Source organism: Clostridium sp. HMP27, from assembly GCF_000765165.1.
Taxonomy (GTDB): domain Bacteria; phylum Bacillota; class Clostridia; order Clostridiales; family Clostridiaceae; genus Clostridium_AK.
On sequence record NZ_JMFY01000018.1, the window covers coordinates 212,776 to 239,240 of the forward strand.

A 26,465-nucleotide genomic window follows, 5' to 3' on the forward strand; every position below is an offset into this window, starting at 1 on the left:
CCCAATAAAATCTAAATTTTCTTACATCCATATTATAAAACAACAATGTATTAGTACAAAATGTACCGATACAAATTGTACCGGTACATTTTAGATGTAAATTTGTAAATCTTATAAGACTCACTTGATAATTTGTATTGTAGGAAAATTTAATACTTTATTTATTACCCTAGAAATTTCCTCGCTTGTGACTTCACTTAAAATTTCGGGCATTTTATATATAATATCATTTGATGAATACATTATTTCGCTGCAAGCTAAATCCTTCGCTAATTGCACTGACTTCTCTGACCTCAATGCCGTTTTAAGTTCTATATTTTTTATAAGTTTTTTAATTAATTGCTTATTAAAAATATAAGTATCTTGTTTAATTTTTTCTATAGAGCTATCTATAAGTCTTACCGCTTTTTCAATATTTTCTCCTGATGTCCCCATAGAAATTTTAAATAATCTTATTCCTCTTTCTTCTTTTATACTACTTTGAATTTCATAAGCCAGTCCATTTTGGGTTCTAATTGTATCATATAAAATACTAGAAGTTCCTTCTCCAAAATAATTATTAAATACCTTTAGACAGCCAAGTTCCTTTAGGGATAAATTATGTATTGGATAAGCATATTGTATTTTAGAACCATTTACACCTTCCCTAAACTTTACGAACATACCTGCATTATTATTTTCGTAAAGATAATCATTACCTATGTCACTTCTATTAAGATACTTATCTTCTAAGCCACATGACTTAATACTTTTTAAATTTCCCACATTCTCTTCTATCTCAAAAACATCAAAGCATTTTTCAACTACACTTATAGCTTCTTTCTCTAGAAGTCCCGTAACCACAGTTATCACCATATTAGATGGCAAATAATATTTGTTATAAAACTCTTTTACAACATCTAATGTAATTTTAGATATACTCTCATGCGTTCCTATTATTAAATCTTTTATTCTTCTATGCTGGAAAGCATTATGTAATAATTCATCCTCGCAAAACTGATATAAGTCCTCTGACCATTCATTAAGCTCTTGATTAATTATATCCATTTCCTCTTTAAAGCCATTTTCAGGGAAGGTAGGCCTTAAAACTATATCAGAAAAAAGTCCTAATCCTTTTTCAAAATCCTCATTTAGAAGGCTGCCATAATAAACTACATAGGGGTAATTTGTCATAGCATTTTGAAATCCAAACAATTCATCGCATAGCTTATTTATTTCTAGCTCAGTTTTATTTATTATTCCTTTAAACACCATATGTTCTACAGCATGAGCTGTGCCTAGTGGGAATCCTTCTTCTTTTATAGCTCCAGCATCTACTCCTATACAAAATGAGGTTATATTTCCCGGAACATATTTATATATAACTTTTAATCCATTTTTCAAGACTTCTTTTATCAAAATTATACACTCCCTGTAGACCCAAATCCATTTGCCATTCTATCAGAATCATTTACTTCCTGGACCTCAACGACTTTAACTTTTAGCACAGGTTTTATTACCATTTGAGCAATTCTCATGCCCCTTTCTACTTTAAAATCACATTTCCCATGGTTTATAAGTATTACTCCTATCTCTCCCCTATAGCCTTCATCCACAGTTCCTGGAGAATTGAGAACAGTAATAGAATTTTTAAGCGCTAAGCCGCTTCTTGGTCTAACTTGTGCCTCTGTATCCTTTGGAAGTTCTATTACTATACCTGTTTTTATCAAAGTTGTTTCATTAGGTTTTATTATCCTTTCCTCCACTGAGCAAAGATCCATTCCTGCATCACTCTCATGAGCATATCTTGGAAGTACTGCATCCTTATGTATTCTTTTTATATTAAGTTCCATTCATCATTCCTCCTTATCATTACCTCTATTTTATATTCTAAGTAAGTATTTAACAATACTATTATTCCATTTGCGTTTTTTGTCGTATGTGCTATAATATTAATTGAAATGTTATATCCGAGTATTTTACTTGGAAATAAGTAAAGAGGTGAAATTAATGAATCAGGTAGGATATGTTACACGTGTTAATGGTAATGAAGCTAATGTAATGTTTAAAAGAATGTCTGGTTGTGGCGATAACTGTGCGTCTTGCGGGGGAAGCTGTGAAGTTCCACCTATGCTTTTAGAAATGGAAAATACAGTTTCTGCAAAGCCTGGAGATTCCGTAGAAGTACTTATGGAAGATAATACTTTTTTCAAACTTACTTTTTTTGCTTATGTATTACCTCTTATATTTATGCTGGCAGGAATCGGAATTGGACATGTAGCCTTTAAAGATGATCTTATTTCAATATTTATGGGATTTGGATTTTTAGCAGTATCTTATGGAATACTTAGATTAGTTAATAACCATCATGTAAAAAATAATAAGCCTTCAGTATCTATGGTAAGAATACTATCAGAAGAAGAGCTTGCAAAAATAGAACTTTTAAGAAAGCAGGAAAGCTTTTAAGGAAATTGCATAGCAATTTCCTTTTATTTTGCCCATAACATGGATTTATTATTTGATTTATGCCATCCAGTATGTGCTGCCATTATATATTAGTCAATCTCTAATCCACCTAAGCCATTTTACCAAGCTTTAATTCCTCTAAGACCTTTATGATTTCCTTTAAGCTTTTATCCATACTTATTTGCACCGCTCCAGTTATGGCTCCCTCTACTAAAGCTGTATCTATTATCTTAACTTTATGCTTTTTATCTTCTGATAAAAATTCCAGAGCCATTTCTGCATTCATTAGTGCACTTCCAAGATCAAATAATATTACAACTCCGTCATCTGAATATACATTGTTTATGCCTTCCAATATAATATCTATGTCTGTACCAATACTCCCATCTTTAGTTCCTCCTGATGCTGCTATGGATACCTCTGGAGCCATTTGTAGTGCCAATTCCCTAACCCCTTCAGCAATTTTTTTACTATGAGATATTATAACCATTCCTACCATGTAGACACTCCTATCTTTTAAGTAATAACTAATAAAACAAATAATAATTTTAGTAAAATCTTATTTTATTAAAAAATGAAATTTAATCTTACTCGTTGTATATTGCTTTTTTATTATTATTTATAAAGTATTTGTATATTTCATTTAGCATAAAATAACTTGAAGTTGCTCCTGGATCTTGATGTCCTATGCTTCTTTCTCCTAAATATGCCGCCCTTCCCTTAGTTGCAACTATAGATTTTGTATATTCTAATCCTTTAAGCGCTTCATTCTTCATATTTTCTAAAGCTTTTTCGTCAATTAATCCATCATCCTTTGATTTCACAAGTGCATTTAATGCAGGTTCTATGGCATCTATCATAGTCTTTTCCCCTGCCTGAGACTTTCCTCTAGACTTAATTCCTTCTAATGCAGCTTTTAACATATTTATGAGATCATAAATATCCATAAACTCCTTATCTATAGCCATTGAAGCTTTCATAAATGCAGTACCATATAAAGGACCAGATGCTCCACCTACATTTGAAACTAGTGTCATACCTGTAATTTTTAAAATCTCCGATATACTTTCAGTATTTGTTTCATTCAGTTTTTTTATTACTGCCTTAAAACCTTTAGACATATTTATACCATGATCTGCATCACCAATATTCGCATCAAGTTCTGTTAGAAACTCCTTATTTTCTTCTATTACTTTAGCAATATTTTTTATAGTTTCTTTGACTTCATTTACCCCTATCTTCAACCCATTCACTCCCCTTAAGTAACCACTAATTTGTAATACCTTTTATAGCAAATTATATTTATTAATCATTATTTAAATCCGATAGTATTGGCTGGAGCATCCAACAGTTTTTTAAGTTCATCATCAAGCTTTAACAGTGTTATAGAGCATCCTGCCATTTCTAATGATGTCATAAACTCTCCTACATAGGTCTTATATATATTTATTCCCTTTTCATTTAATATTTTCTGAACTTTATTATTCACTATATACAATTCCATAAGTGGCGTTGCGCCAAGACCATTTATCATCACTGCAACTTCTTCTCCGAAAGAAACTTTTAAATTCTCTAGTATTTTATGGAGTAACTTTTCTGTTATTTCATCAGAGGTTTTCAAAGTTTCCCTGCAAATGCCTGGCTCACCATGTATCCCAACCCCTATTTCCATTTCATCATCTTTTAATGTAAATGTAGGCTTTTTAGCTTCAGGAACTATACAAGATGTAAGTGCAACTCCCATACTACCCAAGTTTTTTATAACTTTTTCCGCAATATTTTTTACTTCTTCAAGGCTTGCCCCTTCTTCTGCTTTTGCTCCTGCTATTTTATGCACAAATACCGTTCCTGCAATTCCTCTTCTTCCTATAGTATAAGTGCTATTCTCCACTGCCACATCATCATCTACTATAACACTTTGGACTTTAACGCCTTCCATTTCTGCCATATCCTTGGCCATTTCAAAATTCATTACGTCTCCGCTATAGTTTTTTATTATAAGTAAAACTCCCTTATCAGATTTCACAGCTTTTATAGCTTCATAAACCTTGTCTGGTGTTGGTGATGTAAATACTGAACCGCATACAGCAGCATCTAACATTCCATATCCCACATATCCCGCATGAGCTGGTTCATGTCCGCTTCCACCACCGCTTACCAAGGAAACCTTTTCATTACCAATTGTATTATATCTTATTATAATATTTTCTCCATCTAGTCTTTTAATATCTTTTGGATGAGCAGCTACCATACCATTTATCATTTCTTCTACAACCTGCTCGGAATTGTTTATTAACTTTTTCATATTTCCCCTCCCATATTCTAAATCTGATTTATAATTTTGTATTATGAAATTTCAACGTCATAATAAGATATCCTTTATTTTTACTATATATTACTAAAATTTTATAATATCCGTGTAACATTTTCCATTTACTGATACTATACTATACATGGAAAATAAATTATATAAATTTGAATTAATTTTTTTAAATTAATTTGATATTTCCCTGATTTAACTTTATTATACTCTTGTAATTTCTGAAATAAGTAACATACTAATAATAAGTATAATTCTTATATGTTAAATTAAGAATATTTTTAATTATATAAATTTGTTAAAAAACCTTATATTCTTTGTGAATATGTTATATAATTCATAATCGAACTATAAATTTATTAAAGTAAAGGGGGTTATTTATTTGGACATTAATTTGATTGGTGTACCACTATTTTATGGCTGCGATAAAAAAGGCGTAGAATTTGGTCCTAAAAAATTAAGAGAAAAAAATATAGCATCTGTATTAAACAAATATCATAACGTATACGATTTAGGCGATTTATATGTGCCGCAGGTATTGGAAGCTGCGAAGTATGAACATCATCCTAAAATGAAATATTTAAAACCTATTATCGAAGTAAATACTAATCTTGCACAACAGGTATATGCATCTTTAAGTTCCGGAAGTTTCCCCCTTGTTGTTGGTGGTGACCATTCATTAGGACTTGGAAGCATATCAGGTGTTAGTAAATATTATAAAAACTTTGGTGTTATATGGGTAGATGCCCACGGAGATATAAATTCTTATTTAACTTCTCCTTCAGGTAATATTCATGGAATGCCTCTTGCAGCTGCAATGGGAGAAGGTTTTGATGAACTAACTAATTTATATTTTCATGGAACAAAAGTTAAGCCTGAAAATGTATTTATAATTGGTGCAAGAGATTTAGATAAAGGTGAATGTGAACTTATTGAAAAGCTAAACTTAAATGTGTATTCTACTTCTAGAGTTCGCGAAGAGGGTATAAATTCCATAATTCAAGATATTTTAGCTAAGCTAAAATCCCAAAACGTGGAAAATGTTCATTTAAGTTTTGATATAGATTGTATTGATTCTTTACTTGTGCCTGGGACAGGTACTCCAGTTGGAGATGGTATGACCATAGGCGAAGCTAAAACAGTATTAAAATGTCTTGGAGAAAGTAGATTAATAAAATCAATGGATTTTGTAGAGTTAAATCCAGAACTTGATAAAAATGATGCTACTGCAAACTTAAGTGTAGATTTATTAAATTGGGCATTTAAATATATTAAATAAAAATTGCAAGGCAATTTTTAGTAACCAGTAACCATGGAAGTGTTGCTTTTTCCTAAAAGCCTCCATATACGGTTACTGGTTACTAGCTACTAACTATAAGCCCTAGACCTTGCCCTTAATTCCTACTAAATGTTTTGAACATACTTATTAGCTACCGTTTACCTCTTTGTTATAACCATATGACAACAGTCATCGCCATGAGATAACAATTCTGGAAACTCTAGTTTAAGCTCTGGGAAACAACTTACAATGCCAAAATCTCCAAAACTAGCTAATTTACAAAGTGTTTTTATTTCTTCTGGTGAACATCCAAGTTTTTTCCAAGCTTCTACAAGTGCACAATGTCTAAACTTTAATTCTCCTACTTTTTCTTCACTTTTTACTCTTTCCATACCAAAAGCATAAAATCCTTGGCCTTCTGAAATCTTATCCACAAGTTCTCCTGGATTTTTTGCATCTGCCATTTTTCTGCCCTTTATTTTGCCAAACTCAGTTATAGCATCATAAGCCATTTTTTCTGTATCTACTCCTTGTTTCTCTCCAGCTTTAAGTAAGAGATAAAACCAAGTAGCTCTATCCTGTATTGCCAATCTCACAGCCTCAGTTAATTCACTTTGTGTATATATTTTTTCTTCCATAATAAACCCCACCTTTACTTTTTAAATTTAATATATAAATTTTTACCTATATCTTTAATATACATCTATACCCTAATTTACTTCATAGCCCTTTAACCCAGCTCCTAGCATGAGCTTTCCCCTAAATACGCTTGTCTAACCATATCACTACCTAATAGATTCTCTGCGGTATCTGATAAAGCTATTTTACCTGTCTCAAGTACATAACCCCTATCTGCAATCATAAGTGCCATTCTTGCATTTTGCTCAACTAACAAAATGGTTGTTCCCATTTTATTTATTTCTTTTATTAACTCAAATATATTTTGAACAATTATTGGTGCTAATCCTAAAGATGGTTCATCTAAAAGAAGTAGCTGTGGCTTCGCCATCATAGCTCTTCCTATAGCAAGCATTTGCTGTTCTCCACCAGATAATGTTCCAGCTATTTGTTTTGTTCTTTCCTTTAATCTTGGAAAAAGGGTAAATATCTTTTCAAGCCCTTCTTTTTCTTCTTCTTTAGTCCTTATAAAGCTACCCATCTCAAGATTTTCCAAAACAGTCATCCTAGGAAAAACTTGCCTCCCTTCTGGTGACATACTGATTCCCATTTTAACAATGTGATTTGTATTTTTATTTGTTATATTTTCATTTTTAAATTGAATTGTTCCTTCAGTGGCTTTAATTAAGCCACATATTGTTTTCATGGTAGTTGTTTTTCCAGCTCCGTTACTTCCTATTAAAGTTACTATTTCTCCCTTTTCTATATATAAATTAATTCCTTTTACTGCTTTTATATTTCCATAACTTACATGAACATTCTTAAGTTCTAAAATGGGCATATTTAAACCCCCTTTCCTAGGTAGGCTTCTATAACCTTTTCATTGCATTGAATATCCCTCGGAAATCCTTCAGCAATTTTTCGCCCATGATCTATAACATAAATTCTTTCGCATATATTCATAACAAGTTTCATATCATGTTCAATTAAAAGTACTGTATTCCCTAGCTTTTTAAGTCTCTTTATAAATTTTTTCAACTCTTCAGTTTCATTTTCATTCATCCCTGCAGCTGGCTCATCTAAAAGTAAAATTCCTGGATTGCTAGCCAGCGCCCTTGCTATTTCAAGCTTTCTTTGCTCACCATAGGGTAAATTTTTAGAGAGCTCCTCACTTTTATTTTTTAAATCAACCATTTCTAGTATTTCTAAAGCCTTTTTTATATTTTCTTTTTCTTCTATCTTATGCCTTTTAGTTCTTAATATAGCATCAAAAGTGTTACTTTTGCATCTACTGTGAAGACCAACAAGTACATTTTCTATTACAGTCATTTTCCCAAACAACCTTATGTTTTGAAAAGTTCTAGCAAGTCCACATTTAGTAATTGTATAAGGTTTTAATCCTGTTATATGATTTCCCTCGTAGATAACTTCACCAGTAGTTGGAGTGTACATTCCTGTAAGAAGATTAAATAACGTAGTCTTTCCTGCTCCGTTTGGCCCTATAAGCCCTATTATTTCATTATTATCTATATACATATCTATATTTTCTACAGCAACTAATCCGCCAAATTTTTTAGTTATATTATTAATCTCTAATTTATGCATTCTTCCCTACCTCCTCTTCTTTATCATTTTTATTGGAGGTCATCTTATTGATTATCTTAGTAAGATTTATGTCCCCAAACAATCCTTGAGGTCTTACAAGCATCATGACAACTAGCACTATACCATAAAGCACCATCCTATATTCTTGAACACTTCTAAGTATTTCAGGTATAGATACTAACACCAGCGCTCCTATTATAGTTCCTGGTATGCTTCCCATTCCTCCAAGTATAACCATACTTAATATTTGAATTGATTCATCAAAAGTAAAACTTTGTGGGTCAATAAAAGTTACATAGTGTGCATAAAAGCTTCCTGCAAGCCCCGCAAAGAAAGCTGATATAGTAAAGGCTAAAAGTTTATATTTAAATATGTTTATTCCCATAGCCTCTGCTGCTATATCATCTTCTCTAATAGCTATCATTGCTCTACCTGTTTTTGAGTTTATAATATTTTTAATAACAAATATTGTAATTACAATTAAAATCACAATTAAATAATAATAATCTCTATCCTTTTCTATGATAAATCCAAAAATCTTAGGACTTGGTATTCCTGGAATTCCTAAAGGCCCACGTGTTAAACCCATCCAATTTAATTCTATAATTCTTGCAATTTCACAAAATCCTAAGGTTACTATTGAAAGATAGGATCCTTGAAGTTTTAATGTAGGGGATCCCAGTAAAACTCCAAACATAGCAGCCATAATTCCCCCACAAGTTGCTGTTATTAAAAATGAGTACCCAAACTTTAAAGAAAGTAGTGCTGATGTATATGCCCCTATTCCATAAAAAGCAGCATGTCCTAGAGAAACCTGGCCTGTAAACCCAGTAAGTAAATTTAAGCTAAGTGCTAGTACTATATATATTCCACCTAATATAAGTATTCTCATAATATAGGAAGAAAAATTAAGCATTGGTATTGAAACTACTAGTAATATAAATAAAATCATATAAAACTTTTTATATTTTAAAATACGTTCTATAATTTTTCTCAAAGTAGATTTCACATTTCTCACCTACACTTTCTTTGGAGCCTGTTTGCCCATGAGTCCAGTTGGCCTTATTATAAGAACTATTATAAGGATTGCAAAAGCTATGGCATCTCTATATCCTGCATGAATGTAAGCTGCCGCCAAGGTTTCAATAACTCCAATTATAATGCCTCCAAGCATTGCCCCTGGAAGTACCCCTATGCCTCCTAAAACTGCTGCTGCAAAGGCCTTCATCCCTACCATAAATCCCATCATAGGATCCACTGTTTGATAATACATTCCAACCATTGTTCCAGCCACTGATGCAAGAGCTGAACCTATAAAAAATGTTAAAGATATTATCATATTTACATTAATGCCCATAAGCATTGAAGTTTCTGTATTTTGAGCAGTTGCTCTCATGGCCTTACCTATTTTAGTTTTATTTACAATAAACTGTAGGCCAGTCATTAAAAATATGCAAATACAAAATATAATTATTTGAAGGTAGGTGAGTTTTGCATTTCCTAGATTTATGCCACCTAAATCTAAAATCATAGGGAAATTTTTTGTTTCAGATCCCCATATCATCATAATAAAATTTTGTAAAAATATAGATACACCTATAGTACTTATTAATGACGTAACTTTTGGTGCATCTTTTTTTCTTAAAGGATATAGCGCTATTTTATCAATTATTATTCCAAGTATCCCTGTAATAAGTATACTTAATGCAAAACCTAGGAAGAAATTCATATGAACTGAAGTTAAAAGCATCAGAGTTATAAATGCACCTGTCATATAAACAGAACCATGGGAAAAGTTAACTAATTCAAGTATTCCAAATACCATTGTATATCCTATTGCAACTAGTGCATAGGTACTTCCTATTGTAAGCCCATTGATTAATTGTTGAAGTATCATCTACACTCCCCCATCACTTAGTGCTATGTCGTAAGGTACTAGGAATTAGGTGCCAGGAAGTACATAGATTTGCACAAGCAAAATCCTCTCCATTTCTAGCGCCTAACTCCTTTATCCTATTTCCTAGTTTTCAAGTTATTTCTTAATATCAATTAAATTAAACTTTCCATCTTTTACTTGTAAAAGCACCATAGTCTTTATTACATCTCTATTTTCATTGAAGTTTGTAACACCAGTTATTCCATCATAATCTTTTATATTTTGAAGAGCATCCCTTAATTTTGCTCTGTCCGTTCCTGATACTTTTAGAGATTCGGAAATCATTCCTAGTGAGTCGTATGCTTGTGCTGCAAACTGATCTGCATCTGCTCCATAAGTATTTTTAAACTTTGTTAAGAAACCCTTAACCTTTTCACTTGGATCTCCTGGAAAGAAATTACTTGTAAGATACATTCCCTCTGCTGATTTTCCTGCAAGCTTTATTAGCTGTTCGTTATTTAATGAGCTTGTTCCAATCATCTGAATATCATAATTAAGTTGTTTTATTTGTTGAGTTATCATACCTGCTTCTGAATACATAGCTGCTAAAAATAATATATCTGGGTTTGTTCCTCTAATTTTAGTTATAGTAGGTGTAAAGTCCTTTGTTTGTCCCCCTATAAATGTTTCTTCTGCAACTATCTTACCACCAAACTTTTCAACCCCTTGCTTAAAGTAATCCTTTGCAGTAATCCCCCAGTCATTGTTTATATATATTATTGCTACATTCTTTTTACCTAAGAATTTCACAGCATATTCTGCAGCAATAGGGCCTTCAATTTCTTGGGTATTTACATTTCTAAACATGTAAGTTCCTTGTTTAGTAAATTGAGGATGTGAAGATGTAGGAGACAACTGAACTATTCCAGCCTTTTGATATATTGGAGCTCCTGCTAGGCATGCGGTACTTGCAAAGTTACCTACAACAGCTAAATAATCCTTATTGGAAGCTATCTTTTGAGCAATATTTGCAGCTTCCTTAGGATCATTCTTATCATCTAACATTTCTAGCTTTATTTTTACTCCATTAACTCCACCTGCATCATTAATTTCTTTAGCTTTCATTTCAGTTCCTCTTTTAAAAGCTTCTCCATACTGTGCATAATCACCTGTCATTGGCCCTACTACAGCTATCTTATACTCTGACACATTAGACCCTTGCTTTGCACCTTGATCCTTGTTTCCTCCACATCCCGTAAGCACTGCTGAGGTTATAATCGTCATCGCTGCTGCAATAGCTAATATTCTTTTAGTCCTTTTCATAAATACCCTCACTTTCCTTATTAATTATTTTCATAAAACTACAACTAAATATAAAAACTATTTCTCCCTATCTTTTTCGTGCACCTCCCAAATATAAACCCTATTTTAAAAATAATATGAGACTTTATATAACTTTATGATTACTACATTAATTCTTGCTTGCTTTATCAACCTTACTTCTAAATTTATATATATGTTAGTAATATTTTATTATATTGAAAACCAGTACCAGCATACTATATAAAAAATAGACTATTAATAAAGTAATAAAGTATTTAAGAAGAGGGGAGCAGATTTAATATGATAATTGGATTACCTAAAGAAATAAAAAATAATGAAAATAGAGTTGCACTAACACCTTCTGGTGTAGGTATATTAGTTAAGAATGGTCATACTGTTTTAGTAGAGACCTCTGCAGGTGTAGGCAGTGGTTTTGAAGATGACCAGTATATTTCATCGGGTGCTGAAATACTATGTGATAAAAAACAACTGTTTGATAACTCAGATATCATTGTTAAAGTAAAAGAACCACTTGATAGTGAATATAATCTTTTTAAGGAAGGCCAAAGTCTTTTCACCTATCTTCACTTAGCTCCAAATCCAATACTTACAAAAGCTTTACTAGATAAAAAGATTGCGGGCATAGCTTATGAAACCGTTCAGTTAAACAATGGCTTTTTACCTCTTCTAGTTTCTATGAGTGAAGTAGCGGGAAGGATGTCAATTCAAATAGGAGCAAATTTACTTCAAAAATATAATGGTGGAATGGGAATACTTCTTGGTGGTACAACAGGGGTAGCTCCTGCAGAAATAGTTATCATTGGTGGTGGAGTTGTTGGAACTAATGCCGCAAAGATGGCTATAGGTATTGGCGCCAGAGTAACAGTTCTTGATATAAATAGTCACCGTTTATCTTACCTTAGTGATATATTTGGCAGCAGAATTACTACTTTAATGTTTAATGAATACAATTTAGCCAGTGTAATAAAGAATGCAGATTTATTGATAGGTGCTGTTCTTGTCACTGGAGCCAGTGCACCAAAAACAGTAACAGAAGAAATGGTAAAAACCATGAAGAAAGGCTCTGTAATTGTGGATGTGGCCATAGATCAAGGAGGTTCTATTGAAACAATTGATAGAGTCACTACACACGATAATCCTTCTTATGAAAAGTATGGTGTCATTCATTATTCTGTAGCTAATATGCCTGGAGCCGTTCCTAGAACATCTACCTTAGCACTAGAATCTGCAACGCTTCCTTATTTAGTTCAAATAGCAAATAAAGGATTAAGAAAGAGTTTATTAGAAGACTCTTCTCTATTGCTGGGCTTAAATACCTATAATGGATATATAACAAGTAAACCAGTAGCAGATAGTCTTAAAATGAAATATACAGATCCATTATCATTATTATAATTTTAAAAGCCATGTATTTTATGAATACATGGCTTTATAATTAATCTAAAAAATTCATATGTTAAATTACCGAGTTTTAGCGTATGGAAGTAAATTTTCTTTTTATTAACCAGTCAAAGCTTTACTCGCAGCTTTTTAAAGTATCTCCCATAACAAGCAGCATGATATTATTTCCCCTGCCTGCTCTATTTTGCGGCTTTGTAGAAGCTATATCTAACTTCGTTTCATTTTCATGCTTAGATATCAAATGTAATTCCTGCAGCTCATCATCTATCACAGCTCCAAATAAAACTTCATCACCATCTTTTAAACTTATACCTGTAACCCCAGAAGCAACTCTCCCCATAGGACTTACAGATTCTTTATCAAATCTTATACACATAGCTCTTTTAGTTATTATTATAATATCACTTTTTTCATCAGAACTAGCAAAATCTATAGCCAATAGTGCATCGTCTTCTGCTTTAAATTTATATGAAGTAGTTATGCTATAATCTTGGTTAAACTCCTGCAAAGAAGTTTTCTTTACTAGTCCCTTTTTAGTAAAGAAGAGTACTTCATCAAACTTTGTTTTTGAATTTAGAGCTATTACATTTAAAATATTTACCTCCTTCAAATTAAGCTGCATCATTTCAAGCAGGTTTATAGATTTATCTGGTATATTTTGAAGCATAAAAGCTGGTATTCTAATAACTTCTCCATTACTTAAAAATAAAAGAATTTTATCTAAAGAATTAGTACTTATTTTAAAATCATACTTTTTAATTCCATTCTTAAACTCTCTTAAATTACCATCCTTACCTAATAACAGTTGAAAATTCTTAAATTCATAGCTTTCTACAACTTCTATTTCAACTACTTCATCTTGAGAACTTAAGTTAAACATTTGCTGAGGTAATATGTTTCTATCCACACTCTCAAGTTTTGGCTCTTCTAATGTAAAATTAAGGCCTAAAGCAGTTTTAACATGGATAAACTGTTCTTCTCTATCTCTATCTATTAAATACGTCTTAATTAATTTGTCCTCATTTTTAAGTTTAAGTGCCATAAGTTTAGAATAATTTGTACTAAATTTATCTAATGGAGTCTTTTTAACTCCTCCTGTAGAAGTGATAAACATTATATCCTTTTGATAAGCAAAATTATCTATTCCATAAGCATCAATTATCTTTTCTTCTTCTAAATTTATTCCCTTTATGATGTCATCTATCTTTTCACCTTTTTCTTTCCACTTCATTTCAGGGAGAGCTATAGTTCTTATTTGATACATATTTCCTTTATCTGTAAACACTATAAGAGTATCCCTTGTATTTACAAATATTAAGAACTTATTATAATCTCCTTCCCTATACTCGATTTCATCCACATCAGTATTTGAACGATTATAGGTTTTAAGAGGAACTCTTTTTATAAAACCTTCATTAGATAAGGTGATAACTACGTCTTCCTCTACTATTATTTCTTCTATATCAATTTTAGCTTCTTCATCATCTTCCACTAAACTTGTTTTTCTATCATTTCCATACTTATCTCTTATTTCAATAAGCTCTTCTTTTACTACACTTAAAAGTTCTTTTTCACTTTCGAGTATTTTCTTTAACTTTTTAATTTTTTTATCAAGTTCTCTATATTCTTTTTCAAAGGCTGTTATTTCAAGACCTGTAAGTCTATAAAGCATAAGTTCAAGTATTGCTTCTGCTTGCATATCTGTGAATCCAAATTTATCTACAAGATTTTTTTGTGCATCCTTTTTAGATTTGGATGCTCTTATGGTCTCAATAATTTGATCCATTATACCTATTGCTTTAATAAAACCTTCTACTATATGAAATCTTTTTTCCGCTATTTCAAGTTCTCTCTTAGTTCTTCTTGTTATTACATCCTTTTGGTGATTTACATAGTGAGTTATTATACTCTTAAGTCCTAATGTTTCTGGCTTTCCATTTGCCAATGCTACCATATTAAAACTTAAGTTACTTTGCATGTCTGTTTTTTTATAAAGATATTTCAGAACCTTTTCTGCCATATCTTCATCTATAGATTTCTTAAATTCTATGACAGATCTTATTCCTGTTCTATCTGATTCATCTCTTATATCGCTAATAGGCTCTAGTGCCTTTGAATGTTTTTTATCTGCAGTCATAATAGATATGGTTTCCAAAAGCTTTGCTTTGTTTTTTCTATATGGAAACTCTGTTATAACTATTCCAAGTCTTCCATTTTCAAGTCTTTCAATTTTTGCCTTTACTCTTAAAGTTACCTTGCCAGTACCTGTTTCATATGCACTTTGTAATGAGTTTTTACCTATTAGTATACCTCCAGTAGGCAAATCTGGTCCTTTTATATACTTCATAAGTCCTTTAGTATCTATATTTGTATCGTCTATGTAAGCTAAAGTACCATCTATAACTTCTTTTAAATTATGAGGTGGAATGTTAGTTGCAAGTCCTACAGCTATTCCAAAGGTTCCATTTACAAGAAGGTTTGGATATCTTGCTGGAAGCACTTCTGGTTCTTTTTCTGAATTCGAATAGTTATCCACCATGTTTACTACATCTTTATCTATATCTTTTATCATTTCCATGGCAATACTTGTCATTCTTGCTTCAGTATATCTCATTGCTGCTGCGCTGTCTCCATCTTGAGATCCCCAATTACCATGTCCATCAATTAATGGTTCTCTTGTTGCAAATTCTTGAGCAAGGATAACCATAGCATCATAAACTGAGGTGTCTCCATGCGGGTGATACTTACCTAGAATATCTCCAACAATTCTTGCTGATTTATAATAAGGCTTATCAGGAAATGCTGAAAGCTTATATGCTCCATATATTATTCTTCTATGTACAGGTTTCAATCCATCACGCACGTCAGGCAATGCTCTATCCTTTGCAACTTCCACAGCATAAGGAAGGTAGTTGTCTGGCATAGCTTCTTCAAGCGGCGCATTAATTATATTATTATCCTTAGGAATATCTATCTTTTTTGCCATACTCATCCCTCCTAAAATTCTGCGTACTTATACATATAATTTTTTCTAGGTTCTACCACATCCCCCATAAGTAAAGACACCATTTTTTCAGCCTTTGCAGCATCTTCTATGGTAATTCTTTGAAGCGTTCTTGTTTCAGGGTTTAATGTAGTCTCCCAAAGCTGATCTGGGTTCATTTCTCCAAGTCCCTTATATCTTTGAAGTAAATATCCCTTTCCAACTTCTTTTTTAACTTGTTCCAGTTCTTCATCACTATATGCATATTTTACTATGCTTTTCCCCTTGCTTTCCTTATATACCTTATACAACGGTGGCATAGCCATATAAAGATGTCCATTTGCAATTAAAGGCTTCATGTATCTATATATATATGTCATCCATAGTGTTCGAATATGATACCCGTCCACATCAGCATCTGACATTATTATTATCTTATCGTATTTTAAATCTTCTTCTCTATAATTATCAAGTACACCTGTACCTATAGCTATATTAAACATTTTAAGTTCTTCACTGCTTAATACATTTTCAAGCTTTTGCTTTTCTGTATTCATTATTTTACCCTTAGAAGGCATGATAGTTTGAAATCTTCTATCCCTGGCTTGCTTTGCAGAGCCTCCCGCAGAGTCTCCCTCAACCACAATAAATTCTGTAAAAGAAGGATCCTTTAAAGTACATACAGCAACTTTACCTGCCAGTGGTGCTGTACCTCTTCCTATCTTTTTCTTCTCTGCTTCATTTATCTTTTTAATTTTTTCTCTTCTAGCTGCTGCTTCTATAGCATTATTTATCATAATAGATGCAACATCTTTATTATCCTCTATCCACTCAGAAAACTTAGTATAGGTTAAATCATTCATCATAGTGTAGGCTTCATTATTACCTAATTTAGTTTTAGTTTGCCCTTCAAACACAGGATTTGAAATTTTTATTCTTATAATTGCAGTCATTCCTTCTCTTAGGTCATCTCCCTCAAATTCCTTATCCTTTTCTTTAAGCAAATTAAGCTTTTTAGCCCATTCTTTAAATGCTCTTGTCATACCTGTTTTAAATCCAGTCTCATGGGTTCCTGCTTCTGTAGTTGGAATGTTATTTACATAGCTTGCTATGTTTTCTGTAGTAGAATCAGTAAATTGAATGCACACTTCCCCATACATATTAAGGTCATTTACTTCTCTTTCGCCTTCAAATAATATAGGTGGATTGTGAATGACAGTTTTACTTTCATTTAGGTAATCCATAAAATCCAAAAGTCCTCTTTCAGAATGATACACCTTTTCTATTACTTCTTCCTTCCTATTATCGACGAATTTTAAAGTTATTCCTTTATTTTGAAAGGCTAACTCTTGAAGCCTTTGATCTATTACATCAAATTTAAATTCTGTAGTTGAAAACACTTCTTTATCTGCTAAGAATGTAATTTTAGTACCTGTTTCCTTAGTACTTCCTATTACTTCAAGTTTAGTTACAGCTGTTCCTGGCATTTTTCTTTTTGACTGTTTATCATAGGCATATTCAAATCTTTGTTTATATATATTTCCATTTTGTTTCACTTCAACTTCAAGCCACTCTGAAAGCGCATTTACTACGGATGCTCCAACACCATGAAGTCCTCCTGAAGTTTTATATATAGAATTATTAAACTTACCTCCTGTATGAAGCTCTGTAAATACCATTTCTACACCAGATTTCTTCTTAACAGGGTGAATTCCTGTAGGTATTCCTCTTCCATTATCCTGAACACTAACAGTCTTATCTTTATTTAAAGTAATTATTGCTGTATCTCCATAACCATTTGATATTTCATCAATGGCATTATCTAAAATTTCCCATATACAATGATGTAATCCCTTTGTCCCTGTAGATCCTATATACATTCCTGGTCTCACACGAACAGGCTCTAATTTTTCAAGTGAGGTAAGGGCTGTGACATCATATACTGAAGCATTTTCTATATTTTTTTCCACGCTAATTCCCCCTTGTAACATCTCAAGTTTAGATTATATCAAAATTTTAAAAATAAAACAAACGTTCCCATTAAAAAATGCAAAGCCTTTTCAGTTACCAGCCACCAGAATCCATCAATCAGTTTGCTAATAGCCAGAAACCAATAAAATTTCATTTTGCTATGCAAAATTTTCATAACTGGCTACTGGCTACTGATTATCAGTTATTGACTAATTATCACTAAAATTGTTCTGCAATTTTAACAGTTAATATTTCTTCTTACTCTATATCCATAGGCAATTTTTAATATTTCTGCATTTTCTAATAGATAAGATATATCTTCTGAGGCTGCAAATTTTACTCCATTTAGCTCATAAATCTCGTCATCTTCCCTTTGCTCATCCAGAGCAACTCCAAGACTTGGCCCCCCTCAGCCATAGCCTGAAATTTTAATTCTCACCACTTCACTGTTTGATTTTTCTAGATCTAATTTAAGTGCATTTAAAACTTCTTCTGATGCCAATATTTTCATAATCTCACCCCAACTTTGTAGTTAGTATCTAATAATTAATATTTTAAGTTTTATTTGAGTTTTTATACTTTATTTAAAAATGGTAACTAGAATTGATGATGCAAAATGCTAATTGATAAACTTTAGCACTATTTTTTACAACAAATAAAATTTATTACTTAGGACCCTCCTTCTATTTTCACAATTACTTAAAATTTGCATATAAAAATACTAGGGAACTTAATTATTTCCTAGTAAGGAAAGGAGGCGAAATTTATGTCAAGTATCGTTCTTCAATATGTTCTTATAGTATTTCTTGTAGTTGGAATAGCTTACCTGGTATATATATTAAAAGACAAAGGAATAGGTATCAAAGATGACTACTTTGGCATAGCATCCTTTATACTCTCTACCCTATCACAAGATGAAGCTACTCCTGAAAATGTAAAAAAGATAATTCGTGCTGTAGGAAAAGCTGTTGAATATGTAGAGGTTAATTATAAAGATGAAGATAATGCTATGAAAGAAGATACAGCTATGGAACTTTCAAAAGAATCCCTTGCTGCATTAAATTTAACAAACCCACTGCCTGAGGATTCTATACGATATATAGTTCGTTTAGCTGCAGCATTACTTCCTAAAAAGTAATTAATTTCAAGATAATATTGAAATTTTAGTATGGAATTTCCATCTAGAAAAGTCATTGAATTATGGTAACATCTCAGCAAACTGAGATGTGCTGATTTATAACGAAATCATAGATTTCTATAAATCATGCAACAACGGCTAATATTTATAAATGTGAAATACCTAAACATTCTAAACTCGCTAACGCTCAAACAATAAAAGGTTCTTAACGGTATTTTACATTTATAAATAAATCCGTTCTAAAGCTCACTCAATGATTTCTACGATGCAAATTCCATACTATATATTCAACATTAAAAATATCATTACAGCCTACTATAGGAAGAAATTCAGCAAGCTGAATTTCAGCACTACAATGTTAACTATTTAGTATTAATCATTGGCAAAAAAGAATTTTTTAATTGTTCTAAGTTCCTTGTCTCTTTTCACATATTCTATAAATTTAGGATATAGCTTAATTCCCTTTCTCATGTCTTCTGCTGCTTCTTCTAATCTTCCAACATTACAAAGAATACATGCTCTATTGTAATATAATGAGCATTCTTCTGGATTATATTTAATGCCATTACTTAATATTTCTATAGCTTCTTCATATTCCTTTTCCATTTTATATAAAAGTGCTAAGTTCAAATAACTATATCCATAAAATGATTCGGACTCTATAGATTTTTGGTAATACTCCTTAGCTTTTGGAATATTTCCAAGCTTTTTATTTATAACTCCTGCATTAAATAATGCTAAATAATTATTACCATTTATGATTAAAGCCGTCTCTATTTCCTCTAGCGCTTCTTCATTATTATTAAGTTCTTCATATATGGATGCTAAATTTACATGTGCCCAAAAATCCATCGGTTGTATCTCTATAGCTTTAAGATAATTTTCTATTGCTACTTCCTTTTCTCCAAGCTCATCATAGGCATTTGCCATAAAAAAGTAGGCCTTCTCATAATCATTATCTATCTCAATGGCCTTTTTATATAAATTTATAGCTTCTGCTAAATCACCCATATTATCCTTAACTGTTCCAAGACCATAATATGCTCTTGCCTCTTCAGGATTTAAAATTATTACTTGATTATACATATTTTCTGATTTGTCTAATTCATCTACTTCATCATATAAAAGTGCCAGCTTTATCAAAAGTTCTACATCCTTTTTCCCAAAAGACTCATTATAAGCTTTTTCATAAAAACTTATAGATTTTAGGGTTTCCCCATTTTCTTCAAACATAGATGCTATGTTTTTATAACTTCTATACTTATAATCGTTAATCATTTTCTCAACTCCTAGTACATTTTATCTGGCACCTGTTAACTACTCTTCTCTAAGTTCTGGTACACCATTTAAAAGCTCTCTTACTTCTTTCGATGTTCTTAAGTCATCTAATTTGTTAGCTAATCCCCTGCATTTTTCAAACTTTAAATCATTTATTTCTTTTCTAATTTCTAGTATCGAAGATGCATTCATGCTGAACTCTCTTAGGCCCATTCCTAAAAGAAGCGGGATAAGCTCTTTTTTTCCGGCCATTTCACCGCACATGCCAACATATTTTCCCTTTTGATTTGCATTTCTTACTATAATATTAATAAGCCTCAAGACTGCTGGATTATAAAAGTCATATAAATATGATACCTTTTCATTCATTCTATCTACAGCTAATGTATACTGCATCAAGTCATTAGTTCCTATACTTAAAAAATCTACTTCTTCAGCTAAAATATCAGAAATTATTGCTGCTGAAGGCACTTCTATCATTATTCCTACTTGTACCTTATCATCATATTCTATATTTTCTCTTTTCAGTTCTTCTTTGCACTCTTCTAAAAGCTTTTTTGCTTCCGTTATCTCCTCAACATTACATATCATAGGAAACATTATTTTTAAATTTCCATAGTTCGATGCTTTAAGCAGTGCCCTAAGTTGAACTTTAAATATATCTTTTGTACCTAAACATAATCTTATAGCTCTATATCCAAGGAAAGGATTTAATTCATTATCAATCTTTAAATATGAAAGATTTTTATCCCCTCCTATGTCCAACGTTCTTATTATTACAGATTTTTTATTCATATTTTCTAATACTTCTTTATATGCATTAAACTGCTCATCTTCAGTTGGCAGCTTATCTTTAGACATATATAAAAACTCTGTTCTAAAAAGCCCTATGCCTTCAGCCCCATTTTCTAGTGCTGCATTTAAGTCTTCTATAGAACCTATATTACAAGATACCTCTACTTTTATTCCATCCATTGTTTTCGTATCAATATTTTTATATTTAATAAGCTCTTCCCTAAAAATTTGTTGATACCTTATCTTATCTTTATAATCTTTCAGTATACCTTCATCTGGATTTATTATTATCAATCCTTCATTTCCATCTAAAATTATCAAATCATTATTTTTTATATTAAGTAAACCTTTTTCTAATCCAACCACTGCTGGTACTCCTATAGTTCTTGCAATGATTGCTGAATGGGATGTAACTCCTCCAATTTCCGTGATAAATCCTAGTACATTTTCTTTATCTATTTGAGCTGTATCTGATGGAGTAAGGTCATGAGCTATTAAAATACACTTATCCTGTATATTACTAATGGAAATTGTTTTAATTTCCATTAGTATATTTATAAGTCTGATGCTTACATCTCTTACATCAGCAGCTCTTTCTTTCATATAGCTATCATCTAAAGTTTCAAATATAGCAGCTATATCTTCTGAAGTAACCTTTACTGCATACTCAGCATTTACATTTTCATATAAAATTTTAGATATTATAACTCCTATAAATTCAGGATCATCAAGCATAAGTAAATGTGCTTCAAATATTTTCACCTTTTCTTTGCCAAGCTTTTTTTCTGCATTTGTAATAATTATTTTCAGCTCTTCTTTTGCCTTTGTTACAGCATTCTCTAACCTTTGTTTTTCTGTTATGCTATCACTTACTATTTTTTTAAATATTTTATATTTATTCTCCTTCAATAACAACGCTCTTCCAATTGCAATACCTGGTGACGCACTTATTCCCCTAAACAAGATATCCCCCCTAAATTAGGTTTTTAACTAATCTTTTATTAATTTTATTTCATATAAATTTGCCAAATTAATTTTTTAATAATTTTATTATATACATACTTCAGTGAATCTTTCAAATACTTACTTTATCTATAATTCGTCACAAAAAGTTTTTATCAAGAATACTATGATGTCTTATCCTTCATTATCAACGACATTTGTATTTGTACAGAGTACGTCAACTCTATTTGTACGCAATAGAGAGATAATATTGAATTTTACCATTATTTGCTCTTATTTTACTTGAAATTTGAACTTCATGGGGTTTTTCCATAAATTGTAATGATGATATTATATATGTATAGGATAAGAAAACTAATATATATATAATTATTTGAAAATTCCAACTAATGTTGCAATCATTCAATCCTTTTACAATTCTGCAAGTTATTATATTGTTTGCCATTTGGATTTATGAAATCCAGCAAAATATAATTATATTAAAAGGAGATTAAATCAATGAAAAAAGTAGGTCTTATTCCAAAACTAATCATTGCCATTGTACTTGGCATACTTATCGGTGCTTATGCTCCAACAATAATAGTAAGCATACTAGCAACATTTAACTCCATCTTTGGTAACTTTCTTGGATTTGTAATACCTCTAATCATCCTCGGATTCGTTGTGGCAGGTATTGCTGATCTTGGTGCCGGAGCTGGAAAACTTCTTGGAATTACTACTGCTTTAGCTTATGGCTCAACTTTAATAGCAGGATTTATCGCATACCTTACGGCAACTTCACTATTCCCAAGCTTTATTCACTCATCTAAAACTTTAGAAAATGCAGTTAATCCAGAAGAAAAATTACTTGCTCCACTTTTTAAAATAGATATGCCACCAGTAATGGGCGTTATGGCAGCACTTATACTAGCATTCATCTTAGGACTTGGAATTGCTGCAATTAAAAACGAAAAACTTGGAGATACTTTATATAAGATGTCGTTTGAATTTCAAAAAATAATCGAAAAAGTTATCTCAGGCATAATCATTCCACTGCTTCCTATTCACGTTGGTGGTATATTTGCTAACATGACACACGCTGGAGAAGTTTCCAGGGTTCTTTCGGTATTTTGGAAAGTATTTTTAGTAGTTATTACATTACACTTGATAATAATCTTATTTCAATTTACAATCTCATGCACCATTGGAAAGAAAAATGTATTTGCATGCTTAAAAAATCAAATCCCTGGATATTTGACAGCCATTGGAACTCAATCCTCAGCAGCTACTATACCAGTTAATTTAAAATGTGCTGAAAATAATGGAGTCTCAAAAGCAATTAGAGAATTTGTTGTTCCATTATGTGCAACTATTCATCTATCAGGAAGTACGATAACCTTAACTTGCTGTTCTATAGCAGTTATGCTACTTAATAATGTTACATTTACGCTTCCACAAATGCTTGGATTCATAATGATGCTTGGCGTTACAATGGTTGCAGCACCTGGGGTTCCTGGAGGAGCTGTTATGGCAGCACTTGGAATACTTCAATCAATGCTTGGATTTACAGAAGCACAACTTGGTCTTATGATTGCGCTTTACATTACACAGGATAGTTTCGGAACAGCTTGTAATGTATCAGGAGATAATGCTATAGCTATTTTAGTTGATAAGATTTATAGTAAAGATATAAAACTACCTAACGATTCAAGTTTCTCAAAATAATATAAATTGCCCAAGGGAGGAAATCTATAATGCAACTTAAATTAAATCTTGACATGGTTAAAAAGGCACAAGAAAATATTAAAGGAGTTGCAAGAAAAACGCCCCTTTTCTACTCTAGTACCTTTTCCAATATCACTGGATATAATATATACTTAAAATGCGAAGACAAACAAAAAACTGGCTCATTTAAGTTAAGAGGTGCATATAACAAGGTATGCTGCTTAACTGAAGATGAAAAAAAATGTGGAGTTATTGCATCATCTGCTGGAAATCACGCACAAGGCGTTGCCTATGCTGCAACTGCATTTGGGGTGAAATCAACTATATTTATGCCAATAACTGCACCAATGGCTAAGGTTAATGCAACTAAAGGATATGGAGCTGAAGTTGTTCAGTTCGGAGAGGTTTATGATGATTGCTATAATAAGGCTATTGAAATGCAAAAATCTAGTGGAGCTACATTTCTCCATCCATTTAATGATGATGAAGTTATGGCCGGACAAGGAACTATAGCACTTGAGATATTTGAAGAACTTCCGGAAGTTGATACAATCATTGCTCCAATTGGAGGAGGCGGACTTATATCTGGCATAGCTGTAGCTGCAAAGGCTCTTAAACCATCAATTAAAATAATTGGAGTTCAAGCTGAAATAATAGCTTCTACAAAGGCTTCACTTGAAGCTGGAAAAGTTACTACAGTTCCAGGAGCAAAATCACTTGCAGATGGCATATCAGTCATGACCCCTGGTGACAAAACTTTTGAATACATTAAAAAATATGTCGATGAAGTTGTAACAGTTACAGAAGATGAGATTGCACTTGCTATGTTCTCATTGATGGATAGGTCAAAGCTTATTGCTGAAGGAGCAGGTGCAACACCTCTTGCTGCACTTCTTGCTGGAAAAATTAGGGATGCTGGAAAAAATGTTGTTTCAATAATAAGCGGCGGAAATATTGATATAGCTATGGCCTCTAAGATAATAGAAAGAGAACTCACTAGACTTAGAAGAAGAATTTCCTTCGATGTTCAACTTGTAGATAAAGTTGGTCAGCTTGGTTCACTTATAACACTTATAAGCAAACTTGGCGGAAATATCATAAAAGTACGTCAAGAACAAAATTGGGATGAAGCCGGACTTGACTATGCTAATGTAAAGCTTGTAATAGCAACTGAATCAGATAGTCATTCTGATAAAATTTTAGATAATATTAAGAAAAATGGCTATAAATTAATATAGTAAAACCCAATCTTCTTTCCCCTAATTATACAAGGGGAATTTTTTTATGTCTTAAAAGGTTCAAATTATTATGTTATCTTCATATTTCCCTTTTAGCCTTTTAAATCCATTTTTGAATTCTATTTTTAAGAAATTTTATTTATTAGGTTGACAACTGTGTATAGTGTGTATATACTGTTAATATAATATATATACAGTATATACACACTATACGCTTTTAAAGGAGTATGCTACATGAATATAATAATTTCTAATACTTCAGGAGAACCAATTTATGAACAAATAGTAAAACAAATAAAAAAGCTTATATTTATTGGTGAGTTAAATGAAGGAGATCCCCTTCCCTCCATAAGAAACTTAGCTCAAGAACTTAGGATAAGTGTAATTACTACAAAAAGAGCATATGAAGAACTTGAAAATGAAGGCTATATTGTTACCATGCAGGGTAAGGGCTCATTTGTAGCTAGTCAGAATAAGGAACTTTTAAAAGAAAAAAGGCTTAGATTAATTGAAGAAAAGCTAGGTGAAGCAGTTAAGGAAAGCAGGCTTATAAGCTTATCTTTAGAAGAGTTAATCGACATACTTAGTATCTTATACAATGAAACATATCAAATTGATTAATAAATTTAGGAGGCTAATTTTATGAATAATATTTTAGAAGTTAATAACCTACGAAAGGAATATAATGATTTTACATTAAAGAATATAAGTTTCTCTTTAGAAAGAGGCTATATTATGGGTTTTATAGGCCCTAATGGTGCTGGGAAAAGTACAACTATAAAACTAATTATGAATCTTATAAAAAAGAACACAGGAGAAATTAAAATATTTGGATTAGATAATATAGCTCATGAAAAGGATATAAAACAAAAAATAGGATTTGTATATGATGAAAATTATTATTATGAAGAACTTACAATAAATGAAATGAAAAAAATAATTTCTCCCTTTTATATAAATTGGGATGAAAAAAGCTTTCAAAATTATATTAAACAATTTGATTTAAATCCTAAGAAAAAAATAAAAGAACTGTCCAAAGGGATGAAAATTAAATTTTCACTAGCCGTTGCCCTATCTCATGGTGCAGAGCTTATAATAATGGATGAGCCAACCTCTGGACTTGATCCTATTTTTCGAAGAGAAATATTAGATATTTTGTACAGTTTAATTCAGGATGAAAATAAGGGCATATTTTTTTCCACTCATATAACCACAGATTTAGAAAAAGTTGCAGATTATATAACCTTTATAAACAAAGGAGAAATAGTGTTTTCTATGCCAAAGGATATTATCCTTGATAAGTATGCCATTGTTAAAGGCAGTAAAGAGCTTTTAGATTGGGATACAAAAAAAGAATTTTTAAATATTAGCGAAAATTCCTTTGGTTTTGAAGCCCTCACAGATAATACTACAAAAATACGAAGTTTATTTAAAAACAATGTTATTATAGAAAGACCTTCTTTAGAAGACATTATGGTTCATACAGTAAAAAAAGTAATATGAGGTG

General features: G+C 31.6%; 23 protein-coding genes. 8 read left to right on the plus strand and 15 right to left on the minus strand.

Annotated elements, in window-relative coordinates:
• Positions 1-120: 120 nt before the first annotated feature.
• Entirely contained in the window at positions 121-1,398 is a 1,278-nt protein-coding gene (locus DP68_RS10150) for a pitrilysin family protein (protein ID WP_035309099.1), read from the minus strand.
• A 2-nt stretch (positions 1,399-1,400) separates the two neighbouring features.
• Positions 1,401-1,832 (minus strand): dUTP diphosphatase, encoded by a 432-nt coding sequence (gene dut / locus DP68_RS10155; protein ID WP_035309101.1) that lies wholly within the window; start codon positions 1,830-1,832, stop codon positions 1,401-1,403.
• Between the two features lie 157 nt (positions 1,833-1,989).
• Between dut and DP68_RS10160 the strand changes: the two genes are divergently transcribed.
• Positions 1,990-2,445 carry a SoxR reducing system RseC family protein gene (locus tag DP68_RS10160; protein ID WP_052085744.1) on the plus strand — a complete coding sequence of 152 codons (456 nt, stop codon included), beginning with the start codon at positions 1,990-1,992 and terminating at the stop codon, positions 2,443-2,445.
• A 109-nt stretch (positions 2,446-2,554) separates the two neighbouring features.
• On the opposite strand, the gene dhaM is transcribed toward DP68_RS10160, so the two are convergent.
• From dhaM to dhaK, 3 genes are all read right to left on the minus strand, one after another.
• Positions 2,555-2,944, minus strand: coding sequence for a dihydroxyacetone kinase phosphoryl donor subunit DhaM (gene dhaM, locus DP68_RS10165; RefSeq protein ID WP_035309103.1), 390 nt, complete (start codon positions 2,942-2,944; stop codon positions 2,555-2,557).
• 88 nt (positions 2,945-3,032) lie between these two features.
• Positions 3,033-3,689 carry a dihydroxyacetone kinase subunit DhaL gene (dhaL, locus tag DP68_RS10170; protein WP_035309105.1) on the minus strand — a complete coding sequence of 219 codons (657 nt, stop codon included), beginning with the start codon at positions 3,687-3,689 and terminating at the stop codon, positions 3,033-3,035.
• A 68-nt stretch (positions 3,690-3,757) separates the two neighbouring features.
• Complete coding sequence (gene dhaK, locus DP68_RS10175; RefSeq protein ID WP_035309107.1) at positions 3,758-4,750, minus strand: dihydroxyacetone kinase subunit DhaK; 993 nt, start codon at positions 4,748-4,750, stop codon at positions 3,758-3,760.
• Between the two features lie 397 nt (positions 4,751-5,147).
• On the opposite strand from dhaK, the gene rocF reads away from it, so the two are divergent.
• Positions 5,148-6,044: an arginase gene (gene rocF, locus DP68_RS10180; protein ID WP_035309109.1), complete on the plus strand. Its 897-nt coding sequence runs from the start codon at positions 5,148-5,150 to the stop codon at positions 6,042-6,044.
• Between the two features lie 158 nt (positions 6,045-6,202).
• On the opposite strand, the gene DP68_RS10185 is transcribed toward rocF, so the two are convergent.
• The 6 genes from DP68_RS10185 to DP68_RS10210 form a co-directional block, all read right to left on the minus strand.
• The gene (locus DP68_RS10185) at positions 6,203-6,682 is read right to left on the minus strand and encodes an L-2-amino-thiazoline-4-carboxylic acid hydrolase (protein ID WP_035309111.1); all 480 of its coding nucleotides are present in this window, start codon (positions 6,680-6,682) and stop codon (positions 6,203-6,205) included.
• 104 nt (positions 6,683-6,786) lie between these two features.
• Positions 6,787-7,497: an ABC transporter ATP-binding protein gene (locus tag DP68_RS10190; protein ID WP_363330952.1), complete on the minus strand. Its 711-nt coding sequence runs from the start codon at positions 7,495-7,497 to the stop codon at positions 6,787-6,789.
• Positions 7,498-7,505: 8 nt separating this feature from the next.
• Positions 7,506-8,267: an ABC transporter ATP-binding protein gene (locus DP68_RS10195; protein WP_035309114.1), complete on the minus strand. Its 762-nt coding sequence runs from the start codon at positions 8,265-8,267 to the stop codon at positions 7,506-7,508.
• Complete coding sequence (locus DP68_RS10200; protein WP_052085745.1) at positions 8,260-9,276, minus strand: branched-chain amino acid ABC transporter permease; 1,017 nt, start codon at positions 9,274-9,276, stop codon at positions 8,260-8,262. Before DP68_RS10200 ends, DP68_RS10195 begins: the two co-directional genes overlap by 8 nt.
• 9 nt (positions 9,277-9,285) lie before the next feature.
• Complete coding sequence (locus tag DP68_RS10205; RefSeq protein WP_291548519.1) at positions 9,286-10,164, minus strand: branched-chain amino acid ABC transporter permease; 879 nt, start codon at positions 10,162-10,164, stop codon at positions 9,286-9,288.
• Positions 10,165-10,299: 135 nt separating this feature from the next.
• Positions 10,300-11,466, minus strand: coding sequence for an ABC transporter substrate-binding protein (locus DP68_RS10210; protein WP_035309115.1), 1,167 nt, complete (start codon positions 11,464-11,466; stop codon positions 10,300-10,302).
• Between the two features lie 300 nt (positions 11,467-11,766).
• Here DP68_RS10210 and ald point away from each other — a divergent pair, with 300 nt between their 5' ends.
• Positions 11,767-12,882 carry an alanine dehydrogenase gene (ald, locus tag DP68_RS10215; protein ID WP_035309117.1) on the plus strand — a complete coding sequence of 372 codons (1,116 nt, stop codon included), beginning with the start codon at positions 11,767-11,769 and terminating at the stop codon, positions 12,880-12,882.
• Between the two features lie 121 nt (positions 12,883-13,003).
• Here the strand turns inward: ald and DP68_RS10220 are convergent, their stop codons facing one another.
• Both DP68_RS10220 and DP68_RS10225 read right to left on the minus strand, forming a co-directional pair.
• Positions 13,004-15,874 (minus strand): DNA topoisomerase IV subunit A, encoded by a 2,871-nt coding sequence (locus DP68_RS10220; protein WP_035309118.1) that lies wholly within the window; start codon positions 15,872-15,874, stop codon positions 13,004-13,006.
• A gap of 11 nt (positions 15,875-15,885) precedes the next feature.
• A complete protein-coding gene (locus tag DP68_RS10225; protein ID WP_242966468.1) occupies positions 15,886-17,841 on the minus strand; it encodes a DNA topoisomerase IV subunit B in 1,956 nt (651 codons plus the stop codon).
• Between the two features lie 767 nt (positions 17,842-18,608).
• On the opposite strand from DP68_RS10225, the gene DP68_RS10230 reads away from it, so the two are divergent.
• Positions 18,609-18,980: a hypothetical protein gene (locus DP68_RS10230; RefSeq protein WP_035309124.1), complete on the plus strand. Its 372-nt coding sequence runs from the start codon at positions 18,609-18,611 to the stop codon at positions 18,978-18,980.
• 372 nt (positions 18,981-19,352) lie between these two features.
• On the opposite strand, the gene DP68_RS10235 is transcribed toward DP68_RS10230, so the two are convergent.
• Both DP68_RS10235 and ptsP read right to left on the minus strand, forming a co-directional pair.
• The gene (locus tag DP68_RS10235) at positions 19,353-20,258 is read right to left on the minus strand and encodes a tetratricopeptide repeat protein (RefSeq protein WP_035309126.1); all 906 of its coding nucleotides are present in this window, start codon (positions 20,256-20,258) and stop codon (positions 19,353-19,355) included.
• Positions 20,259-20,297: 39 nt separating this feature from the next.
• On the minus strand, positions 20,298-22,016 hold the full coding sequence (ptsP, locus tag DP68_RS10240; RefSeq protein ID WP_081957168.1) for a phosphoenolpyruvate--protein phosphotransferase: 1,719 nt from the start codon (positions 22,014-22,016) through the stop codon (positions 20,298-20,300).
• A 498-nt stretch (positions 22,017-22,514) separates the two neighbouring features.
• On the opposite strand from ptsP, the gene DP68_RS10245 reads away from it, so the two are divergent.
• The 4 genes from DP68_RS10245 (at position 22,515) to DP68_RS10260 (ending at position 26,461) form a co-directional block, all read left to right on the plus strand.
• Positions 22,515-23,720, plus strand: a complete 1,206-nt coding sequence (locus tag DP68_RS10245; protein WP_035309130.1) for a dicarboxylate/amino acid:cation symporter — start codon at positions 22,515-22,517, stop codon at positions 23,718-23,720.
• Between the two features lie 29 nt (positions 23,721-23,749).
• Positions 23,750-24,958: a threonine ammonia-lyase gene (ilvA, locus tag DP68_RS10250; protein ID WP_035309132.1), complete on the plus strand. Its 1,209-nt coding sequence runs from the start codon at positions 23,750-23,752 to the stop codon at positions 24,956-24,958.
• Between the two features lie 234 nt (positions 24,959-25,192).
• On the plus strand, positions 25,193-25,579 hold the full coding sequence (locus tag DP68_RS10255; protein WP_035309134.1) for a GntR family transcriptional regulator: 387 nt from the start codon (positions 25,193-25,195) through the stop codon (positions 25,577-25,579).
• Between the two features lie 21 nt (positions 25,580-25,600).
• Positions 25,601-26,461: an ABC transporter ATP-binding protein gene (locus DP68_RS10260; protein ID WP_035309136.1), complete on the plus strand. Its 861-nt coding sequence runs from the start codon at positions 25,601-25,603 to the stop codon at positions 26,459-26,461.
• Positions 26,462-26,465: the final 4 nt, after the last annotated feature.